Source organism: Ruegeria sp. AB10 (assembly GCF_056542745.1).
This window is the reverse complement of sequence record NZ_JBQGAI010000003.1, coordinates 159,824-178,307: the sequence shown is the minus strand read 5'-3', so window position 1 is coordinate 178,307 and position 18,484 is coordinate 159,824. Positions and strand designations below refer to the sequence as shown.

Here is an 18,484-nt window from a genome sequence, read left to right as displayed (position 1 = left end):
AAACACCAGTGGGCGGCGACACAATTCTGCGGCACATACTGCCGCAGAGCTGTTTTTCGGCGTCATTCGTAAACGCGCTGATCCTCGATCACCAAACCGTCCTTGGGCAGCGATCCTGGGGCCACGACCTCGATCGCGCCTTTCAGTTTCAGCACCTCGACCACCGATTTGGCATAGGCCACGTCGTCGCTGCGGGGGCTTTCGATCTGAACGGTCATGGTGTCCATCTCGCCCTGACGGGCGGCGATGACGCGGGCCTTGATGATCTCGTCATGCTTGTCGACCAGCGCCGCCACCTGTTCGGGGCGCACGAACATGCCCTTGATCTTGGTGGTCTGGTCAGCCCGGCCCATCCAGCCCTTGATCCGCAGATTTGTACGGCCGCAGGGGGATTGCCCTGGCATAATCGCCGACAGATCGCCTGTGGCAAACCGGATCAGCGGATAGTCGGGGTTCAGCGAGGTCACCACGACCTCACCCACTTCGCCCTCGGCCACGGGGGTTCCGGTACCCGGCGTTACGATCTCGACAATAACGTGCTCGTCGATGATCATCCCCTCCATCGCGGGGCTTTCATAGGCGATATTGCCCAGATCGGCGGTGGCATAACATTGCAGGCAAGCGATACCCCGATCAGCATATTCCTGACGCAGGGACGGGAACAGCGCGCCGCCTCCAACAACGGCTGCGCTGAAGCCCAGCGCCACGCCCATCTCATCCGCCTTGTCCAGAATGACCTTCAGGTAATCCGGGGTACCGGCATAGGCGGTGCAACCCACGTCCCGCGCGGCGGTCACCTGCAGCTCGGTCTGGCCGGTGCCGGCGGGCAGCACGGCGGCCCCAACGGCCCGCGCACCGCTTTCAAAGATCATACCGGCAGGGGTCAGGTGGTAGCCAAAGCAGTTGTGGACAATATCGCCCGGACCCACGCCTGCCGCGTGAAGGAACCGCCCCATGCGCCACCAATCCGGGTCGGTGCTGCCGGGCTCATAGATCGGGCCGGGGGATTGAAACACATGGTGGAAATGCCGCGCCGGTTTGACGGTAAAGCCGCCGAACGGGGGCCGCGCCGCCTGCGCCTGCGCCAGATCGGCTTTGCGCAAAACCGGCAGTTTCACCAGATCGTCCACCGAGGCGACAGCGTCGGTGTTCACACCGGCCAGATGTGCCTCGAACCCCGGTGCGGACAGCGCCCGCTGAAGCTGAACACGCAGGGCCTGCGCCTGATCGGAGGCACGCTGGTCGGCTGAGCGGGTTTCGAGCGCGTCGTAGTACTTCGTCATGACCATATCCTCCATCCGCTTACAGCCACCTCTTGCGGCGGCGATACGAGCGCACGTCACGGAAGCTTTTGCGCCCCTCATCCGACATGCCGAGATAGAATTCCTTCACGTCCGGGTTTTCGCGCAGCTCAGCCGCCGGGCCATCCATCACCACGCGGCCTGATTCCAGAATATACCCGTAATGGGCAAATCGCAGCGCCACATTGGTGTTCTGTTCGGCCAGCAGGAAGGACACGCCCTCTTTTTCATTCAGGTCTTTGACGATGCCGAAAATCTCTTCGACCAGCTGCGGCGCCAGACCCATCGAGGGCTCATCCAGCAGAATCGTCTCGGGGCGCGACATCAGGGCCCGGCCCATCGCAACCATCTGCTGTTCACCGCCCGAGGTATAGCCCGCCTGAGACCGGCGGCGCTCCTTGAGGCGGGGGAAATAGGTATAGACCAGATCAAGATCCTGTTGGATCGCGGCCTTGCCGTCCTTGCGGGTATAGGCGCCGGTCAGCAGGTTTTCCTCGACCGTCAGGTGTTCGAAACAGTGGCGGCCTTCCATCACCTGGATGACGCCCTTTTCCACCAGATCGGCCGGATCGCTTTCATGCACACTGGTGCCGCGGTATTTGATCGACCCTTTGGTGACCTCGCCGCGTTCCGAATGCAGCAGGTTCGACACCGCCTTGAGCGTCGTCGTCTTGCCCGCCCCGTTGCCGCCGAGCAGAGCGGTAATGCCCCCTTTGGGCACGGTCAGGCTGACACCCTTCAGAACCAGGATGACGTGGTTGTAGATCACCTCGATATTGTTCACCTCAAGCAGGTTTTCCGCCTGAACTTCGGTGGTTTGAGCCGCATCCAGCATCTGCGCGTGTCCTTCGTGCGAGTGTGGGGTTCGGGGCGGCAGTTCACCGCCGCCCCGGTGTATCAAAGCGCCTTAGTTGCAGCGCGAGTCGATGTTGTTTTCCGAGGCATAGGCACCGGAATCTTCGTCGATCAGCGCGCCGATCACTTCACCATCGGTCGGTTTGAAGTCCGAGATCATCGTCCAGGTCTTGTTCGCCGCATCCCATTGGGTCACGCCCACCAGAGCGTCGCCACCGTGGTTCTCGCACGAGACCGAGAAGGTCGGACCAAAGTTCGGCAGGCCCAGTTCGGTCATTTTCGCCTCGGTCATTTCAAGCGCTTCCATACCTTCGCGCATTTCGGCGGCGGTAATGTCGGCATTTCCCGAAAGCTCTTGCGCCTTTTTGATCGCTTCGGCAGCCAGCACAGCCGCGTAGAGGCCACGGTTATACAGAACCGTACCGACCTGATCACCCGCGCCTGCGGCTTTGCCCGCATCAACTACGTGTGTCTTCAGATCGTCGAAAACCGGGAAGTCGGTGCCCACATTGTGGAAGGTCAGCGCCTTATAGCCATTTGCGGCCTCACCGGCGGGCACAACGTCGTTTTCCGAGCCCGACCACCAGATGCCGATGAAGTTTTCCATCGGAAAGCGGATGTTCGCGGCTTCTTGTACGGCCACCTGGTTCATCACGCCCCAGCCCCACATCAGGACATAATCGGGACGGTCGCGGCGGATCTGCAGCCATTGCGATTTCTGCTCCTGACCCGGGTGATCGACCGGCAGGGCCGCCAGTTCAAAGCCATGTTTCTTGGACAGCTCTTCCAGCGTGCGGATCGGTTCCTTGCCATAGGCCGAGTTGTGATAGATCAGCGCGATTTTCTTGCCGCTCAGGTCGCCGCCGTTTTCCTCGAGCAGATAGTTGATCGCCCCCGAAGCCCCGTCCCAGTAGTTGGCCGGATAGTTGAAAACGTGGCTGAACACGGTGCCGTTCTTGGCCGAGGTCCGGCCATAGCCCATCGTGTGCAGCGGAATGTTGTCCGCAGTCACTTTCGGGATCAGCTGATAGGTGATGCCGGTGGACAGCGGCTGATAGACCAGCGCGCCTTCGCCCTTGGTGGACTCATAACACTCAACGCCTTTTTCGGTGTTGTAGCCGGTTTCGCACTCGACCACGCGGATCGGAACACCGCCGATACCGCCATCGCGTTCATTCAGCAGGGTGAAATAGTCGTTATACCCGTCCGAGAACGGAATGCCGCCAGCTGCATAAGGTCCCGTGCGATAGCTCAGGTCGGGGATCACCAGATCCGCCAGAGCTGGCCCTGCGGCCATCAGGGCGCCAAGCGCCGCGGTTGCCAGTTTCAATTTCATCGGGTGTCTCCTCCCTTGGTTGGTCCGATGTTGGGATCGGGCTTTTGCACCCGTTTTCTGATTGGGCCTGCCCCTTAGTGCGGGAACGGCCAGAGTCTGAGTTTCTCCTTCGCCACGCGCCACAGCTGCGCCAGGCCATGCGGTTCAAGGATCAGGAACAGGATGATCAGCCCGCCGACGATCACCAGCTGCAGATGCGCCACGATATCCGTGGGCCAGCCCAGCCAGTCGGCGCCGACCACTTTCAGCACCACCGGCAGCAGCACCAGGAACGCCGCCCCCGCGAAGGAACCGAAGATCGAGCCCAACCCGCCGATAATGATCATGAACAGCACCAGGAACGATTTCTGGATACCAAAGGCCTCACCGACCTCGACCGCGCCCAGATAAACGGCAAAGAACAGTGCGCCCGCGATGCCCACAAAGAACGAGCTGACGGCAAAGGCGGTCAGTTTCGCCTTCAGGGGATTCACCCCGATGATCTCGGCGGCGATATCCATGTCGCGGATCGCCATCCAGGTACGCCCGGTGGTGCCGCGCGTCAGGTTCCGCGCAATCAGGGCGCACAGGGTCAGGAAGATCAGGCAGAACAGATAGGTCGCCCAGGCCGGAGCATTCGGCCCGGTGATGATGATGCCGAACACGTCACGCTCCGGCGCGTTGATCTGACCCGAGGCGGAATAGTTGTAGAACCACGGCACCCGGTTGAACAGCCACACCAGGAAGAACTGCGCCGCCAGCGTCGCCACCGCCAGATAGAACCCCTTGATCCGCAGGGATGGCAGGCCGAACAGCACGCCGACGATGGCCGTGATGCCTCCGGCCAGAATGACGTGGATGAACATGGACACATCCGGAAAGGCGGTCATCAGCTTGTAGCAGGCATAAGCCCCCACGGCCATGAACCCTCCGGTGCCCAGCGAGACCTGCCCGCAATAGCCCACCAGAATGTTCAGCCCGATCGCCGCAATCGCGTAGATCAGGAACGGCAGCAGCAGCGCGTTGGCCAGGTAGTCGTTGATCAGGAACGGAATGATCCCGAACGCCACGGCCAGCACGACATAGTACCGATACCGGTCGAACTTGATCGGGAAGGTCTGGCTGTCATCAATGTACGAGGTTTTGAAGTCCCCGGCCTCACGATAGAACATGTCTTACTTTCCCCATTCTTCCTGCGCTTTGTTGCGGGCCTCAGAGCCCAGTTGGTTGGACCCCTTGGCATATCCGCTCGCCTCGGAGGCGCGCACCAGTTTCAGATAGGCCAGAACGCCCATGATCAGTCCGGCAAAGGCCAGAATTGCGGCGATGGTCAGTTGGCCGTCGGTCAGATCGTCCGAGGTGAGCGCGATGTACCCAAAGGCCCAGAACCCGGCCCATGCGATCACGTTGATGATGGCGATGAATTTGGTCATGCCAGCGCACCTTTGTTTCTGAAGTTCAGCCAGTGAACCACCCCTGCCAAGGCGGCATAGAAGAACAGCGAATCCAATGCCCGCAAATACCCGGTGTAGAGAAGCATCCTCATCTGCCACTCAGTATCGCCTGCCATCGCCATGCTTGTACCGGCCAAGTTGATTTCAAAGCACTCAGCCAGCGAACGGGCCAACCCATAGGCCAACAAGGCAATTGGTAAGGCTTTGAAAAGTGGGTTCAGGTTATCCATCTATACTCTCTCGATAATTTTCTCACCGAAGAGACCTTGCGGCCGGAACACCAGAAAGATCAAGGCCAGCACATAGGCGAACCAGTTCTCGGTCGCGCCACCCACCAGCGGGCCGATGGCGAACTCGAACAGCTTCTCTCCCACACCGATGATCAAGCCGCCCACGATGGCGCCGGGGATCGAGGTGAACCCGCCCAACATCAGCACCGGCAGCGCCTTAAGCGCGATCAGCGACAGTGAGAACTGCACGCCCGACTTGGTGCCCCACATGATCCCCGCGACCAGAGCAACGAACCCTGCCACCGACCAGACCATGACCCAGATGAAGTTCAGCGAAATCCCTACCGACAGCGCTGCCTGATGGTCATCCGCCACGGCGCGCATGGCCCGGCCTTGCTTGGTGTATTGGCTGAACGCGACCAAGGCCGCCACCAGCAGCGCCGCGATCACCGTCGCCACGATATCCAGATTGTCTATGAAGAAGCCGTAGCCGAAGATGTTGAATGTCGTCTCATCAATCCACAGGTTGATGCCCTGCGGCAGGCCCACATCCAGCGTCTTGATCTCGGACCCCCACATCAGGTCGGCCACGCCTTCAAGGAAATAGGCCAGACCGATGGTGGCCATGAATAGGATTATCGGCTCCTGCCCGACCAGATGCCGCATGACGAACCGCTGCACCGCCCAGGCCAGCAGCACCATCACACCCATGGTCATGATGATCGCCAGCAGGGCCGGCACGTTCCAGCCGAACTTGTGCACATGAGTCCCGAAGGTCGCGTTGATCAGATGCGCAAACGGCACCTGGCCGCTCATGATCCCGACCAATGTCATCGCCGCAAACAGGGCCATAACCCCCTGGGCGTAGTTGAAAATCCCCGAGGCCTTGTAGATCAGCACAAAGCCCAGCGCGACCAGCGCATAAAGCACCCCGGCCATCAGACCGTTGAGGATGACCTCCATCGCGAATACGAGTTGTTCAGGCATTTGCGCCTCTCCCCATGTCTGTCCGATGCTCAGTCATGACTGACCCCCAGATAGGCGTCGATGACGTCCTGATTGCTGCGCACCTCGTCGGGTGTGCCGTCGCCGATCTTCTTGCCGTAATCCATCACGACCACCCGGTCGCTCAGGTCCATAACCACGCCCATATCGTGCTCGATCAGCGCGATGGTGGTGCCGAACTCGTCATTCACATCAAGGATAAAGCGGCTCATGTCCTCTTTCTCTTCGACGTTCATGCCAGCCATCGGTTCATCCAACAGCAGCAGCTTGGGTTCGGCCGCCAGTGCGCGTGCAAGTTCGACCCGCTTTTTCAACCCATAAGGCAGGCGCGAGACTGGCGTCTTGCGGATGTGCTGGATTTCCAGAAAGTCGATGATCTTTTCGACGGCTTCGCGGTTTTCTACTTCTTCCGCCTCGGCTTTGCCCTTCCACCAGGCCTGCTGGAACATATTGGTTTTCATGTAGTTCAGCCGCCCGGTCATGACGTTGTCCAGAACGCTCATGCCTTCGAACAGGGCGATATTCTGGAACGTCCGCGCAATGCCCTGCCGCGCCACCTCATAGGGCCGCATCGGCGGGCGCTTTGACCCATGAAACCAGACCTCGCCCTCTTGCGGGACATAGAATCCCGAGATCACGTTCAGCATCGAGGACTTGCCCGCCCCGTTCGGCCCGATGATGGCGCGGATTTCGCCCTCGCGAATGTCGAACGAGATATCCTTGATCGCCACCACACCGCCAAAGCGCAGGGTGATGTTCTTCATCTCCATCACCACACCGCCGATCTTGCGGCCGTCTTCGGTGACATATCCTTCGGTACTATCCAGCATCAGTCACTCCCTGACTTTTGCAAAAACGGGACGGCGGGCGGGGCGATGACCGCAGGTCGAGCGGCGCGCGACCGGCCTTCATTCCGCCGCCACCTTGTGCTGAGCGACCGGCACAACCGGCGCGTCCACAATCTCCAACGTCGCCGAGATCGACCCCTTGCGGCCGTCCTCATAGGTCACTTCGGTCGTGGTCGAGACGGATTTAGATCCGTCATACAGCGCGGCGATGATGTCGCTGAATTTCTCTTCGACGAACCCGCGCCGCACTTTCCGCGTGCGGGTCATCTCACCGTCATCGGCGTCCAGTTCCTTGTGCAGCACGACAAAGCGATGCACCTGGCAGCCCGACAGCATTTCATCAGCCGCCACGGACTTGTTCACCTCTTCCACATGGCCCCGAATCGTCTCCAACACACGCGGATGGCCTGCCAGTTCCTGATAGGACGCATAGGCCACGTTGTTGCGTTCCGCCCAGTTGCCGACCGCGGTCAGGTCGATATTGATGAAGGCCACACAATGATCCCGGCCATTACCGAACAGCACGACCTCAAGGATATCGGGAAAAAACTTCAGCTTGTTCTCGACATATTTCGGCGCGAACATCGACCCATCGGCCATCTTGCCCACGTCCTTGGCGCGGTCGATGATCCGCAAATGACCCGAGCCTTCCTCGATGAACCCGGCATCCCCGGTGGCCACCCAGCCCTCGGCATCCTTGGTCGAGGCTGTCGAGTCCGGGTTGTTGTAATACTCGACGAACACACCGGGCGAGCGGTAGTGGATCTCGCCATTGTCGTCGATTTTCAATTCAACCGCCGGCGCGGGCACACCAACCGTATCGGCGCGCACCTCACCATCAGGTTGAACGGTAATAAACACAGTGGCTTCGGTCTGACCGTAAAGCTGCTTCAGGTTGATGCCCAGCGAGCGATAGAAATCAAAGATCTCCGGCCCGATGGCCTCACCCGCTGTATACCCCACGCGGAATCGGCCATAGCCCAGCGTATCCTTCAGCGGACCGTAGACCAGCATATCGCCCAGCGCGTATTTCAGCTTGTCGCCGAAACCCACCGGCTTGCCGTCCAACAGCAGGCCACCGACCTTCTTGGCGTGCGCCATGAAGTGATGGAACATGCGCCGCTTGAACTTACCCGCATCCTCCATGCGGATCATGACGTTGGTCAGCTGAGTCTCGAACACCCGCGGCGGGGCGAAGAAATAAGTCGGTCCGATCTCGCGCAGGTCGGTCATCATCGTGTCGGCGCTTTCGGGACAGTTCACGCAGAAACCGCACCAGTAGGCCTGTCCGATGGAAAAGATGAAATCCCCGACCCAGGCCATCGGCAGGTAAGACAGGATGTCCTCATTCCGGGTCAGGTGATCGAATTCGGCCGAGTTCTTGGCGCTTTCGATCACGTTGCGGTTCGACAGAACCACACCCTTGGGCTTACCCGTGGTGCCCGAGGTGTAAAGCATCACGCAGGTATCGTCATAGGTGATCGCCGCAGTCCGCTTGTCCAGTTCCGCATCGAACCGCTGATGACCCGCGCGGCCCTCGGCCATGATGTCTTCCAGCGCGTTCATCTGGGAATGGTCGTATTTCCGCATCCCGCGCTTGTCGGTATAGAAGATGTGTTTGACCTGATGCAGGTTTTCCTGAATCTCAATGACCTTGTCGACCTGCTCCTGATCACCGCAGACGACGTATTTCGCGCCGCAATGTTCCAGCACATAAGCCATCTCTTCGGCCACCGAATCCTGATAAAGGGGCACCGGCACCGCGCCCACCATCTGCGCCGCGACCATCGACCAGTAATGCGCCGGGCGATTGCGGCCGATCACGGCAATATGGTCGCCCTTTTCAACGCCGATCTCCAGAAATCCAAGCGCCAGCGCGCGAATCTCGGCAGCGGTTTCCGCCCAGGTCCAGCATTGCCAGATGCCGAATTCCTTTTCCCGATAGGCCGGGGCATCCCCGAACTGTGTCGCATTGCGATGTAGCAGCGCCGGAAGGGAGGCCATCCCGTCCGCGCCCGACTGCGTCTGAGCCAATCTCTCTCTCCTCCCCATCCGACCCCTCCCCGGGCCGGAAATGGCGGGTCCGGGTCAAAGGCCCGAACGCCAATGCCCCGATAAGGGACGCGAGAAAGATCAGCGTCAAGTTTTGCCTGATGTTTTCTCAATTCTTACGAATTGTAACAGGGGGTGGAGCCATCGGAACTGAGTTCAAGAGGCAAGTTAAATCCGCTTCTCTTCCACCATCATCAGCTCATTTGCCAGCCTCTTGGCATCATGCGCAGGCAAAGCACGAGACGCCGCAAAAGTTTCTGCAAGTACGGACGCCACAATCTCTTTCTGCGTCAAACTCAGAACACTGACATAAGAGTTCCGTGTAAATTGGCTGTCCAACGGCGCCAGAACCTGTGCTACTGCGCTCGAAAAATCTGCGCGCTCCGAACCCTGCAAAACCAGTTCAAGCATGTACGGAAAAAGCGACCAATAATTCTGTTCAGACAAAGAAAAAACACCTTCCAAAAAGCTTGGAAGCGCTCCGGTGATTTCTTCCTTCTCGTTTGCGGAGTTCAAAGTCCAAAGCGTTGACGCGAACTTGTTTGCCTTTACTTGGCTCTGAGTTTGAAATTTGAATGCACTTAGAAGCTCGGTTTTCATCTCGGTGAGATTGCAAGAACCCATTTTTTTGGCGCCTACTTTGTCGATAGTCTAATTTTCACGAGCCCGTCCAAATCATGCCCTTACAACCAATCCCGCAAAATCGGAATCAAGGGCACATCGGCCGCAGGCATCGGATAGCTGCGCAGATCGTTCGCCCGCACCCATTTCAGCGCCTGACCTTCCTTCGACTGCGGAATACCCTCCCACTTGCGACAGGCAAACAACGGCATCAGCAGGTGGAAATCGTCATAGCTGTGGCTGGCAAAGGTCAGGGGGGCGAGGCATGAGGCCCAGGTGTCGATACCCAGTTCCTCGTGCAATTCACGGATCAGGGCGGCTTCGGGGGTTTCGCCGGGTTCGATCTTGCCGCCGGGGAACTCCCACAGACCGGCCATCGACTTGCCCTCGGGGCGCTGCGCCAGCAGCACCCGGCCCTCGATGTCGATCAGGGCAACGGCAGAAACAAGGATAGTTTTCACGAGCGATAATCCGCGTTGATCTCGATATATCCGTGGGTCAGGTCACAGGTCCAAACGGTGGACTTGCCCGCGCCCAGTCCCAGATCGACGGTGATCACCAAATCCTGACCTTTCATATAGGCGGCGGCGTCTTCCTCGCGGTAATCGGGACTAACCCAGCCTTTTTCCGCCACCAGAATGTCTCCGAAAGAGATGCTTAGCAGGTCCCGATCCGCCGCGGCGCCGGATTTGCCGATAGCCATGACCACGCGGCCCCAGTTCGGGTCTTCGCCCGCAATCGCCGTTTTCACCAACGGAGAGTTGGCGATCGCCAGCCCGTGCACCTTGGCGTCAGCGTCCGAGGCGGCCCCGGTGACGCGGATTTCCACGAATTTCGTGGCCCCTTCCCCGTCGCGCACCACCTGCTGCGCGAGGTCCAGCATCACAGCCTCCAGCGCCTCGGCAAAAGCCGCGTTGCCGGTGGCGTCCACGCCCGAGGCGCCGGTGGCACACAGCAACAAGCTGTCAGAGGTCGAGGTGTCGCTGTCCACGGTGATGCAGTTGAAGGTCCGGTCGGTCTGCGCCCCCAGCATCGCCTGCAATGCCGATTGCACGACCTGCGCATCGGTGAAGATATAGACCAGCATCGTCGCCATGTCGGGCGCAATCATGCCGGATCCCTTGGCAATCCCCGCAATAGAGACTGTTTTGCCATCGATCTCGACCTGCGCGCTGGCCCCTTTCGGGAACGTATCCGTGGTCATGATCGCGCGCGCGGCGTCTTCGATGGCATGGCGGCTGAGGCCCGATTTCAGCGCCTCAAGCTGCGCAACGATACGCTCATGCGGCAGCGGCTCACCGATCACGCCGGTCGAAGAGGTAAAGACCCGCTCGACCGGCACACCGGTCGCCGTGGCGACGGCCTGCGTGAGCTCGGCCACCGAGGTCTGACCGTAATGCCCCGTAAAGGCATTGGCATTGCCCGAGTTCACAAGGATCGCCGCAGGCCCATCGCTGGGTCCGCCGATCTTGTCCTGACAATCCAGCACCGGGGCCGCGCGGGTGGCGGACCGGGTGAACACCCCGGCGACCGAGGTGCCGGGGTCCAGCACGGCCAGCATGACGTCGGTGCGGCCCTGATAGCGCACACCCGCCTCGACGGTGGCGAAACGCACACCGTCAATTGCAGGCAATTCGGGAAAGCCCGCCGGGGCCAGCGGAGAGACCTTGGTGATCGTGGCCACGGGCGTTTACTCCTGAATCAGGTCAGTCTGACGCAGAACTTCAGGGCCGACGCCTTCCAGTGCCGGGCGCTCGATCTCGGCCTGCTGAGTCAGTTCGTCGATGCGGGCCTGAATGACCTCTTGCTGCATGGTCTGGGTCAGTTCGGCGCGGACCTGATCCAGCTCGGGCGCCTCGGATTTGCGCTTGTCGTTCAGGGTGATCACGTGCCAGCCGAACTGGGTTTTCACCGGCTCGGACACCTGACCTTTTTCCAGCCCGATCACGGCCGCCTCAAATGCCGGAACCATCTGGCCCGATCCGAACCAGCCCAGCTCACCCCCATTGGGACCTGACGGGCCGGTCGATTTTTCCTTGGCCAGCTCGGCGAAATCAGCGCCGTCGTCCAACTGCGCCTTGATGTCCTTGGCCTCTTCTTCGGTTTTCACAAGGATGTGGCTGGCGTTGAATTCATCCGCGCCCTGGAAATCGGCATATTTCGCGTCATAGGCCGCCTGGATCGCGTCATCCGTCAGCTCTTCCTCAAGCAGCGTATTCACCGTCTGAACCGCCAGCAGCGAGCGCGTCTCATTGTCCAGCGCCAGTGTGTTCAGCTTGGACAAGGCGTCCTGCTGCTGGCCCAGCAGCACCTGCTGGATCAGCTGGTCGACGATCAGCTCGTACAGGACGTCGTCTTCGATCTGCTGGTACTGCTCGGGCAGGGCAGCCCCGGTGGCGATGACGTGACCCAATGTGATCTCATCCCCGTTCACACGCGCGATGACGGTGCCGGCGTCGGGTTTGGTTTCAGCGGCCAATGGCAGGGCCATCACCGCAGCAAGCGCCAGCGATGGCAGAAAAGTGAGGCCTTTGGGCATGGAATCATCCTATTTCTTTGCCGCGACAGGGCGCAGCGTTGACACTCTGGTACCTGCCGCTTACATCGCTTTTAAGCCTTGGACAGGGCCGCCTTTCACCCCCCGTATCTATGGGTTGCGCGCAAGGTGGGCAAGCCTGTCGCAACCACGATAAGAACAGATCCGCTGGAGTGAACATGCTGGGACTCGGAACGCTCGCCAAAAAGGTGTTCGGAACACCGAACGACCGCAAGATCAAGGCGACCCGCCCCCTGATCGAAAAGATCAACGCGCTGGAACCCGAGTTCGAGAAGCTGTCCGATGAGGGCCTGATCGAAAAGACCGCTGAACTGCGCAAACGCGCGCTGGACGGTGAAAGCCTGGACGCGCTGCTGCCCGAAGCCTTTGCCAATGTTCGCGAAGGCGCCAAGCGGGCGCTGGGTCTGCGCGCCTTTGACGTGCAGCTGATGGGCGGCACCTTCCTGCATCAGGGCAATATCTCGGAGATGAAGACCGGTGAGGGCAAGACGCTGGTTGCCACCTTCCCCGCCTATCTGAACGCTCTGACCGGCAAGGGCGTGCATGTGGTCACGGTGAACGAATATCTGGCCAAACGCGACTCGGAATGGATGGGCAAGGTGTTTGCTTCGGTGGGCATGACCACCGGCGTGATCTGGTCGGGCCAGCCGGATGCCGAGAAGATGGCCGCCTATAAATGCGACATCACCTATGCCACCAATAACGAGCTTGGGTTCGACTACCTGCGCGACAACATGAAGGCCGATCTGGAGCAGGTCTATCAGAAGTACCATAATTTCGCGATTGTGGACGAGGTGGATTCGATCCTAATCGACGAGGCGCGTACGCCGCTGATCATCTCGGGGCCGTCGCAGGACCGGTCGGACCTGTATACCGCCATCGACGGGCTGATCCCCTCGCTGAGCGACGATCACTACTCGCTGGATGAGAAATCCCGCAACGTGACCTTCACCGACGAGGGCAACGAGTTTCTCGAGCAGCAGCTGATTGCCGCCGGGCTGATCCCAGAAGGCCATTCGCTCTATGATCCCGAAAGCACCACGGTTGTTCACCACGTCAATCAGGGTCTGCGCGCGCATAAACTGTTCACGCGTGACAAGGATTACATCGTGCGTGACGGCAATGTCGTGCTGATCGACGAATTCACCGGCCGCATGATGCCGGGCCGCCGCCTGTCGGAAGGCCTGCACCAGGCCATCGAAGCCAAGGAAGGTGTCCAGATCCAGCCCGAGAACGTGACGCTGGCCAGCGTGACCTTCCAGAATTATTTCCGCCTCTATGACAAGCTGAGCGGCATGACCGGTACCGCCCTGACCGAGGCCGAGGAATTTGCCGAGATCTATGGTCTGGGCGTGGTCGAGGTTCCGACCAACAAGCCGATCGCCCGGGTGGACGAGGACGATCAGGTCTATCGCACCGGCGCCGAGAAATACGGCGCGATGATTGAACAGACCAAGGAAGCACAGGAAAAGGGCCAGCCGGTTCTGCTGGGCACCACGTCGATCGAGAAATCCGAACTGCTCAGCCAGCTGCTGCAAAAGGAAGGTATCGCCCACAATGTCCTGAACGCCCGCCAGCACGAGCAAGAGGCGCAGATCGTTGCCGATGCGGGCCGTCTGGGCGCGGTGACCATCGCCACCAACATGGCCGGTCGCGGCACCGACATTCAGCTGGGCGGCAATGTGGAAATGAAAGTGCTGAAGGCGCTGGCTGAAAACCCCGAGGCTGATCCCTCGGAACTGCGCGCCGCCGAAGAAGCCAACCACGCGGCAGAGAAGGAAAAGGTTCTGGCCGCCGGTGGCCTGTATGTGATGGCGTCCGAACGCCACGAAAGCCGCCGTATCGACAACCAGTTGCGTGGCCGCTCGGGCCGTCAGGGCGATCCGGGGCGCACGGTGTTCTACCTCAGCCTCGAAGACGACCTGATGCGCATCTTCGGTTCGGAACGGCTGGACAAGGTTCTGACCACACTGGGCCTGCAAGAGGGTGAGGCCATCATCCACCCCTGGGTCAACAAGTCGCTGGAACGGGCGCAATCCAAGGTCGAAGGCCGCAACTTTGACATGCGCAAGAACGTTCTGAAATTCGACGACGTGATGAACGACCAGCGGAAAGTGGTGTTCAGCCAGCGGCGCGAGATCATGTCCTCGGATGACCTGTCCGAGATCGTCTCGGACATGCGCGAGCAGGTGATCGACGATCTGATCGACGAATACATGCCGCCCAAATCCTATGCCGATCAGTGGGACACCGACGGCCTGCACGAGGCGATCAAGGACAAGCTGACCATTGACGCCCCGGTGCAGGACTGGGCCGCCGAGGAAGGTGTGGATGACGAACAGGTGCGCGAACGCCTGATCAACGCCGCCGACGAGATGATGGCGCAGAAGGCCGCCGCCTTTGGCCCCGAAAACATGCGCAACATCGAAAAGCAGGTGCTGCTGAACACCATCGACAGCAAGTGGCGCGAGCACCTGCTGACGCTGGAACATCTGCGGTCGGTCGTGGGTTTCCGCGGCTACGCGCAGCGCGATCCGCTGAACGAATACAAGAACGAAAGCTTCCAGCTGTTCGAAGGGATGCTCGACGGCCTGCGCGAAACCGTGACCCAGCAATTGTCGCGCGTGCGTCCGCTGACCGAGGAAGAGCAAAAGGAAATGCTGGCGCAGATGGCGGCACAACAGGCACAGGCGCAACAGGCGGTCGATCAGGCCTCGGACCGCGCCGAAGCGGTGGCCGAGGCCGAAGCCTCGGGCGATGCCCGCCCCGGTTTTGTCGAGGACGATCCCAGCACCTGGGGCAACCCGTCGCGCAATGACCGGTGCCCCTGCGGGTCGGGCAAAAAGTTCAAACATTGCCACGGGCGTCTGACCTAACGTCACCCGATTGCAGACACATTGAGTCCCTGTCACGGCCACATATTGGCCGTGTTTCTTAATCAATATGCGACTCGCTCCTTCAACTGGGGAGGGTGTCTTGTTTGTAATTAAAAACTACGTGACCACCGGCGGCACAGTCGTTTGCGCGCTGGCGATTGGTTACCTGATGCAAAACGGAATTCCTGCGGGACTGAACGGTTCGCAGGACGATGAAATTGCGGCCGCCGCCCCGAACGCAGGTGTGTCCGGGCTGGAGGGTATTGTCCTGACCTCCTCGACCCCCGCCACGGGAACACACCAGATCACGTCATCGACGCAACGCAGGCTCAAACCCAGTCGGTCAACCCCCTCAGACCGCGCCGATTGTGGCCTGAGCGCCCGGGCACATGCCGTCCCCGGCGCCGCCGCCCGCCTGATCGTCAAAGCCCCCTGCCACGGCAATGAACGGATCGAAGTGCATCACAGCGGCCTGACCGTCACGCAAGAGACGGACGCAAACGGCACATTGGATCTGACCATGCCGGCCCTGTCGGAATACGCGATCTTTCTGATCTCGCTTGACGATCAGAAAGGGACCGTAGCCACCACTCACATTCCCGACGTCGGTCAGTATTCCCGCGTCGCCCTGCAATGGCAGGGTGAGACCGAGTTGCAGCTACATGCGCTGGAATTCGGCGCTGGCTATGGCGACGCGGGTCATGTTTCTGCCGGGTCAGGCACGCAAGGCGCGGGCAGCGTCGTGCATCTGTCCCAGCCCAAGTTCCCCGATGCCCGCAACATCGAGGTCTATTCCTTTCCCGCGGCACAATCGCACCAGTCGGGGTCGATCGCATTGACGGTCGAGGCCGAAGTGACCGAGGCCAATTGCGGCCAGGACCTGAGCGTGCAGTCGATGGAATTGCAATATGACCGAAGCCTGCGGTCGCGCGACCTGACACTCAGCTTTCCGGATTGTTCCAAAACCGGAGAGTTTCTGGTGTTGAATAATCTGTTCCAAAACCTGACAATCGCGGCAAACTAAACCCGCAGGCAGGCTCGAACTTCCAATGACATTCCTTCGTGTGGCGGCAGCCGCACTGTTTTCGGCACTATTGGCCTCGGCCGTTCAGGCGCAGGACATCACGCTCACCTCTCATGACGGCAAAGTCGAGGTGGCCGGGACCCTTCTGGGGTTTGATGGTGAGTTCTACCGCATCGACACGCAATTCGGCGAGCTGACGGTCGACGGCTCTGGCGTGACCTGCGACGGACCCGCCTGCCCCAACCTGACCGATTACGTGGCAGAGCTGCGGTTTTCCGGATCGTCCGTCATGGCCGAAAAGGTACTGCCCGCCCTGCTGATGGGCTTTGCGGAGCAAGAAGGGCTGTCCGCAACCTCCCTCACGACCCAAAATGATAAACTGGTTTATGAACTGCACCGGACCGGGCGCGATGCCCCGCTTGGGCGGTTCTTTTTCGACATCGGCAATACAGGCGGCGGCTTTTCCGATCTGATCGCAGGTCAAACCGATATCGTGATGGCCTTGCGCGAAATTCGCCCGTCGGAACAAGAGGCTGCCGAGGCCGCCGGTTTGGGCGATCTGACCCTCGCGCGCCGGTCTCGGGTTGTTGCCTTGGATGCGCTGGTTCCCATCGTCGCCCCAGACAACCCGGTGCCGTTTGTTTCCCTGTCCGATCTGGCGCTGGTGCTGTCCGGTGAGATCGACAACTGGTCTGCTTTGGGCGGACCGGACGCGCCAATTGCGCTGCACCTGCCCGATGCCGGGTCGGGGCTGGCGCAAGGGGTCGAGGATCGGTTGCTTGCCCCCGCCAAAGTAGCGCTGTCTGATGCCGTTCTCCGACACGCGCGTGGCAGCGATCTGGTGCGTGCCGTGGCCGATGATGCCTTTGCCATCGGAATAGCCAGCGAGGCCGAGGTCGAAACGGCCCGCGCCCTGCCGCTGGCCGGGGGGTGTGGTCATGCTCTGATGGCCACAAGGCAAACGATCAAGACCGAGGATTACCCGCTGACCTCACCCATGTTCCTGTATCTGCCCCAGCAACGCCTGCCCCGCGTCGCTCGTCAGTTTCTGGCCTATACCCAAAGCGCTGACGCGCAGATGGCAATCCGCGACGCTGGTTTTGTCGATCAGGCGCCTGAGAGGATGCCGATCGAGCTGCAGGGAAACCGGTTTGCCAATGCCGTTGCCTCGGGCGGCGCTGAGGTCGGGCTGGAAGAACTGCAGCGCATGGTCACCACATTGCGGCCTCTGTCCCGCTTGTCGCTGTCTTTCCGGTTCGAGGCCGGGTCTTCGCGGCCGGACGCGCAATCGCGGTCCAACATCCAGCACCTGGCCCAACAGCTTGAGGCCGGAACGCTCGATGCGCGCAAACTGGTCTTTGTCGGTTTCAGCGACGGCGACGGCGACGCGGCGGCGAACGCACGGATTGCGCTGCTGCGGGCAAAAACGGTGCGCAATGCGGTGCTGGCTGCGGTGGAAACCGCGATCCCCGACAGTATCGAGCTTGAGGTCGACGGGTTCGGTGAGGCCATGCCGATGGCCTGCGACGACACGGATTGGGGCCGCAAGGTCAATCGCCGGGTCGAGGTCTGGGTCAGGTAACCCGCTACAGATACCCTTCCGAACGAAAGCTCAGCTCATTCGATTTTCCGATGATCAGGTGATCGTGCAGCGTCAGGCCCAGCGCCAGACAGGCGTCCTGAATCCGGTTGGTCATGTCGATATCCGACTGTGACGGGGTCGGGTCGCCCGACGGGTGGTTGTGCACCAGAATAAGCGCTGAGGCGTTCAGCTCCAACGCCCGTTTCGCCACCTCACGCGGGTAGACCGGCACGTGATCCACGGTGCCCTTGGCCTGTTCCTCATCCGCGATCAGCACATTCTTGCGATCCAGATAGAACACCCGGAACTGCTCGGTTTCACGATGGGCCATGGTGGTGTGGCAATAATCCAGCAGCGCGTCCCAGCCCGAAATCACATGTCGCTGCATCACCCGCGCGCGGGCCATGCGGTGGGCGCAGGCCTCAAGGATTTTCAGGTCGGTGATCACCGTATCGCCGACACCCTTGATCTGGCGCAGCCGTTCCTCGGGCGCGGTCAGCACCCGGTTAAAATCGCCGAATGTATCCATCAGCGCCCGCGCCAGCGGTTTGACGTCCTGCCGGGGGATGGATCGGAACAGGACCAGCTCCAACAGCTCATAATCCGGCATCGCCGCCGAGCCACCGGACATGAACCTTTCGCGCAGCCGTTTTCGGTGGTCTTTGATATAGGAGGGCAATCGACCAGACGGCAGCGGCTGCACCGGGGCTTCGTCGGTTTCAAACAGCATCGGGGCTTCGGCAAAGGCGTCCTGGGTCATGCCC

At 60.5% G+C, this 18,484-nt stretch carries 17 protein-coding genes; 3 read left to right on the top strand and 14 right to left on the bottom strand.

The window, feature by feature from the left end; genetic code table 11:
* Nucleotides 1-62: 62 nt before the first annotated feature.
* The 13 genes from ACR0NT_RS08285 to ACR0NT_RS08225 all read right to left on the bottom strand — a co-directional run bounded on the left by ACR0NT_RS08285 (nucleotide 63) and on the right by ACR0NT_RS08225 (nucleotide 12,220).
* Nucleotides 63-1,289 (bottom strand): phenylacetate--CoA ligase family protein, encoded by a 1,227-nt coding sequence (locus ACR0NT_RS08285; protein ID WP_480442891.1) that lies wholly within the window; start codon nucleotides 1,287-1,289, stop codon nucleotides 63-65.
* A gap of 13 nt (nucleotides 1,290-1,302) precedes the next feature.
* The gene (locus ACR0NT_RS08280; protein WP_170672667.1) at nucleotides 1,303-2,136 is read right to left on the bottom strand and encodes an ABC transporter ATP-binding protein; all 834 of its coding nucleotides are present in this window, start codon (nucleotides 2,134-2,136) and stop codon (nucleotides 1,303-1,305) included.
* A gap of 72 nt (nucleotides 2,137-2,208) precedes the next feature.
* Nucleotides 2,209-3,492: an ABC transporter substrate-binding protein gene (locus tag ACR0NT_RS08275; RefSeq protein ID WP_170672665.1), complete on the bottom strand. Its 1,284-nt coding sequence runs from the start codon at nucleotides 3,490-3,492 to the stop codon at nucleotides 2,209-2,211.
* A gap of 74 nt (nucleotides 3,493-3,566) precedes the next feature.
* Complete coding sequence (locus tag ACR0NT_RS08270; RefSeq protein ID WP_170444565.1) at nucleotides 3,567-4,643, bottom strand: branched-chain amino acid ABC transporter permease; 1,077 nt, start codon at nucleotides 4,641-4,643, stop codon at nucleotides 3,567-3,569.
* 3 nt (nucleotides 4,644-4,646) lie between these two features.
* Nucleotides 4,647-4,904, bottom strand: a complete 258-nt coding sequence (locus tag ACR0NT_RS08265) for a hypothetical protein (protein WP_170672663.1) — start codon at nucleotides 4,902-4,904, stop codon at nucleotides 4,647-4,649.
* Complete coding sequence (locus ACR0NT_RS08260; protein ID WP_170444570.1) at nucleotides 4,901-5,155, bottom strand: hypothetical protein; 255 nt, start codon at nucleotides 5,153-5,155, stop codon at nucleotides 4,901-4,903. The genes ACR0NT_RS08265 and ACR0NT_RS08260 overlap by 4 nt, the downstream gene beginning before the upstream one ends.
* The gene (locus tag ACR0NT_RS08255; protein ID WP_170672661.1) at nucleotides 5,156-6,142 is read right to left on the bottom strand and encodes a branched-chain amino acid ABC transporter permease; all 987 of its coding nucleotides are present in this window, start codon (nucleotides 6,140-6,142) and stop codon (nucleotides 5,156-5,158) included. It abuts the gene before it with no gap.
* A 29-nt stretch (nucleotides 6,143-6,171) separates the two neighbouring features.
* Nucleotides 6,172-6,990, bottom strand: coding sequence for an ABC transporter ATP-binding protein (locus tag ACR0NT_RS08250; protein ID WP_170444577.1), 819 nt, complete (start codon nucleotides 6,988-6,990; stop codon nucleotides 6,172-6,174).
* Between the two features lie 78 nt (nucleotides 6,991-7,068).
* Nucleotides 7,069-9,012, bottom strand: a complete 1,944-nt coding sequence (locus tag ACR0NT_RS08245) for an AMP-binding protein (RefSeq protein WP_170673293.1) — start codon at nucleotides 9,010-9,012, stop codon at nucleotides 7,069-7,071.
* Between the two features lie 216 nt (nucleotides 9,013-9,228).
* The gene (locus ACR0NT_RS08240) at nucleotides 9,229-9,684 is read right to left on the bottom strand and encodes a hypothetical protein (protein WP_170444580.1); all 456 of its coding nucleotides are present in this window, start codon (nucleotides 9,682-9,684) and stop codon (nucleotides 9,229-9,231) included.
* Nucleotides 9,685-9,743: 59 nt separating this feature from the next.
* A complete protein-coding gene (gene mutT, locus ACR0NT_RS08235) occupies nucleotides 9,744-10,142 on the bottom strand; it encodes an 8-oxo-dGTP diphosphatase MutT (protein ID WP_170672659.1) in 399 nt (132 codons plus the stop codon).
* On the bottom strand, nucleotides 10,139-11,365 hold the full coding sequence (gene argJ, locus ACR0NT_RS08230) for a bifunctional glutamate N-acetyltransferase/amino-acid acetyltransferase ArgJ (RefSeq protein WP_170672657.1): 1,227 nt from the start codon (nucleotides 11,363-11,365) through the stop codon (nucleotides 10,139-10,141). Before argJ ends, mutT begins: the two co-directional genes overlap by 4 nt.
* A 6-nt stretch (nucleotides 11,366-11,371) precedes the next feature.
* Nucleotides 11,372-12,220: a peptidylprolyl isomerase gene (locus ACR0NT_RS08225; protein WP_170672655.1), complete on the bottom strand. Its 849-nt coding sequence runs from the start codon at nucleotides 12,218-12,220 to the stop codon at nucleotides 11,372-11,374.
* 176 nt (nucleotides 12,221-12,396) lie between these two features.
* Here ACR0NT_RS08225 and secA point away from each other — a divergent pair, with 176 nt between their 5' ends.
* The 3 genes from secA to ACR0NT_RS08210 all read left to right on the top strand — a co-directional run bounded on the left by secA (nucleotide 12,397) and on the right by ACR0NT_RS08210 (nucleotide 17,720).
* The gene (gene secA, locus ACR0NT_RS08220) at nucleotides 12,397-15,114 is read left to right on the top strand and encodes a preprotein translocase subunit SecA (RefSeq protein ID WP_170444592.1); all 2,718 of its coding nucleotides are present in this window, start codon (nucleotides 12,397-12,399) and stop codon (nucleotides 15,112-15,114) included.
* A 100-nt stretch (nucleotides 15,115-15,214) separates the two neighbouring features.
* Nucleotides 15,215-16,138 carry a hypothetical protein gene (locus tag ACR0NT_RS08215; protein WP_170672653.1) on the top strand — a complete coding sequence of 308 codons (924 nt, stop codon included), beginning with the start codon at nucleotides 15,215-15,217 and terminating at the stop codon, nucleotides 16,136-16,138.
* A 25-nt stretch (nucleotides 16,139-16,163) separates the two neighbouring features.
* Nucleotides 16,164-17,720, top strand: a complete 1,557-nt coding sequence (locus ACR0NT_RS08210; RefSeq protein WP_170672651.1) for a phosphate ABC transporter substrate-binding/OmpA family protein — start codon at nucleotides 16,164-16,166, stop codon at nucleotides 17,718-17,720.
* 4 nt (nucleotides 17,721-17,724) lie between these two features.
* Here the strand turns inward: ACR0NT_RS08210 and radC are convergent, their stop codons facing one another.
* On the bottom strand, nucleotides 17,725-18,480 hold the full coding sequence (radC, locus tag ACR0NT_RS08205) for a RadC family protein (protein ID WP_170672649.1): 756 nt from the start codon (nucleotides 18,478-18,480) through the stop codon (nucleotides 17,725-17,727).
* Nucleotides 18,481-18,484 lie beyond the last annotated feature (4 nt).

Coding starts and splice junctions, on each gene's coding strand:
- radC (WP_170672649.1), bottom strand. CDS start 18,480: ATGACCCAGGACGCCTTTGCCGAAGCCCCGATGCTGTTTGAAACCGAC.
- ACR0NT_RS08280 (WP_170672667.1), bottom strand. CDS start 2,136: ATGCTGGATGCGGCTCAAACCACCGAAGTTCAGGCGGAAAACCTGCTT.
- ACR0NT_RS08210 (WP_170672651.1), top strand. CDS start 16,164: ATGACATTCCTTCGTGTGGCGGCAGCCGCACTGTTTTCGGCACTATTG.
- ACR0NT_RS08255 (WP_170672661.1), bottom strand. CDS start 6,142: ATGCCTGAACAACTCGTATTCGCGATGGAGGTCATCCTCAACGGTCTG.
- ACR0NT_RS08285 (WP_480442891.1), bottom strand. CDS start 1,289: ATGGTCATGACGAAGTACTACGACGCGCTCGAAACCCGCTCAGCCGAC.
- ACR0NT_RS08240 (WP_170444580.1), bottom strand. CDS start 9,684: ATGGGTTCTTGCAATCTCACCGAGATGAAAACCGAGCTTCTAAGTGCA.
- ACR0NT_RS08245 (WP_170673293.1), bottom strand. CDS start 9,012: ATGGCCTCCCTTCCGGCGCTGCTACATCGCAATGCGACACAGTTCGGG.
- ACR0NT_RS08275 (WP_170672665.1), bottom strand. CDS start 3,492: ATGAAATTGAAACTGGCAACCGCGGCGCTTGGCGCCCTGATGGCCGCA.
- ACR0NT_RS08265 (WP_170672663.1), bottom strand. CDS start 4,904: ATGACCAAATTCATCGCCATCATCAACGTGATCGCATGGGCCGGGTTC.
- ACR0NT_RS08270 (WP_170444565.1), bottom strand. CDS start 4,643: ATGTTCTATCGTGAGGCCGGGGACTTCAAAACCTCGTACATTGATGAC.
- ACR0NT_RS08250 (WP_170444577.1), bottom strand. CDS start 6,990: ATGCTGGATAGTACCGAAGGATATGTCACCGAAGACGGCCGCAAGATC.
- secA (WP_170444592.1), top strand. CDS start 12,397: ATGCTGGGACTCGGAACGCTCGCCAAAAAGGTGTTCGGAACACCGAAC.
- ACR0NT_RS08225 (WP_170672655.1), bottom strand. CDS start 12,220: ATGCCCAAAGGCCTCACTTTTCTGCCATCGCTGGCGCTTGCTGCGGTG.
- ACR0NT_RS08260 (WP_170444570.1), bottom strand. CDS start 5,155: ATGGATAACCTGAACCCACTTTTCAAAGCCTTACCAATTGCCTTGTTG.